Source organism: Eggerthella sp., from assembly GCF_048329335.1.
Taxonomy (GTDB): Bacteria; Actinomycetota; Coriobacteriia; order Coriobacteriales; family Eggerthellaceae; genus Eggerthella; species Eggerthella lenta.
On record NZ_DBFEGU010000204.1, the window covers coordinates 1 to 2,377 of the forward strand.

Below are 2,377 nucleotides of genomic sequence, written 5' to 3' on the forward strand. Positions count from 1 at the left end.
GATTTCCATCTCGTCATCGCCGAGCTCGGCCAGAAGCGTGCCCGTCTGCGGATGCGTGGCGCCGCGCACGGCCACGGCCAAGGTGGCCATGTTGTCGGCGAAGCGCTGCGCGACGGCGGCAACCTCCTCGAGGCTTCTGCCCTCGGCGGCCGCTGCGCCGGCGATCTTGTACGTGGGGATGCAGCCCACCAGGCCGCGGCGGTCGTCGGCGTTCTCGCGCGGGGCGTTCGACACGTCCTCCTGCGTGACCACCTTGACTACGTTGAGGCCCTGCTTCTTGCACTGCTTCATGGTCATGTTGCCCGTCAGCATGTCGCCGGCGTGGTTGAGCACGATGTAGAGCACGCCCTTGCCCTTGTCGGCCAGCTTGATGGCGTCGACGCAGGCCTGCGGACCGGGCGCGGCGAAGATGTCGCCCACCACGTCGATGTCCACCATGCCCTCGCCCACGAAGCCCTCGATGGCCGGCTCGTGGCCGCTGCCGCCCTGCGTGACGATGGTGACGCGATCGGCCTCGGCCAGCTTCTTGTTGATCACCATGTTGTCCTCGCCCAGCTCGAGGATGTCGGGATTGGCCAGGGCCAGGCCCTCCAACAGCTCGGCGGTGAGGTTCTCGGGATCGTTGATGAACTTCTTCATCTGCATGGTGCTCCTCCTCAGTCGTTTGACAGCCGGAAAAGAAAGGCCTGCCGCACGACGCGGCAGGCCCGATTGCCTAATGATGCGCGGCTCCCGTTGCAAGCCCGCGCAAGAACAGCGAGGTCGACACGGCTCCCGCGTCGGGCGTGCCGATGGTGGCGTCGCCGTAACTGCGCGCGCGGCCGAACTTCGAGGCGAAGCCCTCTGACGCCCGCGCGCCGGCCTCGGCAGCCTCTGCCGCGGCCGCGAACACAGCTGCCGCGTCGTCGCCTTCGGCCTCGCACGCCTGCGCGGCCTCCACGGCGGGGATGAGCGCGTCCATCATGGTCTTGTCGCCCACCTGCGCGTTCGTGATGTCCTGCATCTCGGCTAGGCAGCCGGCGAACATGCGGCGCGCGGCGTCGGCAGACAGCTCGTTCTCGTCGTCGCCCAATTGCGCGCCCAAGCCGGAGATGAGCGTGCCGTACAACGGGCCGGCCGAGCCGCCCCGCACGGCCATGGCGGCCATACCCAGGTCGTCGAGAAAGTCCTTGATCGATTCCTCGTCCCATGCCTCGGCGCGCTCGTCCATGAGCTTGGCGATCTTCGTGATGGTGATGCCGTGGTCGCCGTCGCCGAACTTCGAGTCGATGTCGCTCAAGCGGTCGGCCTGCTCCAGCATGAGCCGCGCGCTCTCGCGCAGCATGGCCTTGCACGTGCCCCGATCGATCATGGATGCCCCTCTTTCGTCGGTTATCGCCCTGCAGCAAACTCTACCCGCAACGTATCGAGCGGTCAATGGGCGAAAAGCGTGCAGGTTGGCGCAGTAAGTCAGCGAGGCTGGTCGTGGCGTCAACCCGTTCCGCCGGCCGCCAGGCTGACGGAACCCTGCTACGCGTTGACGTACACGTATACGATGCGGATGGTGTCGGCGAGGTTGCCCGACGTGTTCGCCGTAGAGTAGTTGTACAGCAGCAGCGCCGACCATTCGTGCGCGGCTCCGTTCAGATCGACCGTGCCGGAGAACGAGTACGATTCCTTGACGAGCGTAGTGCCGTCGCTCGCGTATTCGGAGTATTCGGTTTTGTCGGCGGGAAGCTGCGCCGAGCCCGCAGGCACATTGACGCCCGCCTCCTGCAGCGTCTTCTCGATGATGCCCTCGTTCTTCACCGCGTCGACGAAACTGAGCGAGCCGTAGCCCAGCGACGCGGTGGCCGCGGAGTAGCCCGCCTGCACGACCGCACCGTCCTCGTTGAGACCGAGGTACACCGTCGGCGTGCCGGAGCGCGTGTCGGCCGGCTCGTCGGTAAGGGCCACCGTCACGTTCGTCTTGACGGGATTGCCCTCTTCGTTCACTTCCTTCGAGGTCGTCTCGGTGGCGCCGTGCTTGAGCGCGGCGATGGCCTCGTCCTTCGTCATGCCCAGCACGGCAGCCAGGTTAGGAACGTTCGTCTTCTTAGCGGTGGCGGTGGTGGCGTCCTTCGTTTCGTCGGTCTGCATGGAACCCACTTCCTGCGAGCTCTGCTGCTCTTGGGTCTGCTGCGTCGCGATCAGCTGGCTTTCCTCGAACCACTGCCATGCGAAGTATCCCAGCGCGCCGATCAACAGGATCAGCAGCACCACGATGGCGATGAGCACGCGGCGCATGCGCCGCGATTTGCGCTGATAGGCGGGGATCTGCTGCTTCTGCTTCTTTTCCTTCTTCTGCTTTCCGTGACGCCCCTGGGGCTCCTCGGGCTCCGCGGCTACGGTATCGTCG

Annotated in this window: 3 protein-coding genes; all 3 read right to left on the minus strand. The window is 65.9% G+C overall.

Annotated features, from left to right (window positions below; genetic code table 11):
* Nucleotides 1-645: dihydroxyacetone kinase subunit DhaK (locus tag ACMO6A_RS06745; RefSeq protein ID WP_418470971.1), on the minus strand; the 645-nt coding region annotated here is incomplete at its 3' end.
* Nucleotides 646-715: 70 nt separating this feature from the next.
* Complete coding sequence (locus ACMO6A_RS06750; protein ID WP_009304649.1) at nucleotides 716-1,351, minus strand: DAK2 domain-containing protein; 636 nt, start codon at nucleotides 1,349-1,351, stop codon at nucleotides 716-718.
* A gap of 158 nt (nucleotides 1,352-1,509) precedes the next feature.
* A partial coding sequence (locus ACMO6A_RS06755) for a histone-lysine N-methyltransferase (protein WP_418470973.1) occupies nucleotides 1,510-2,377 on the minus strand: 868 nt, incomplete at its 5' end.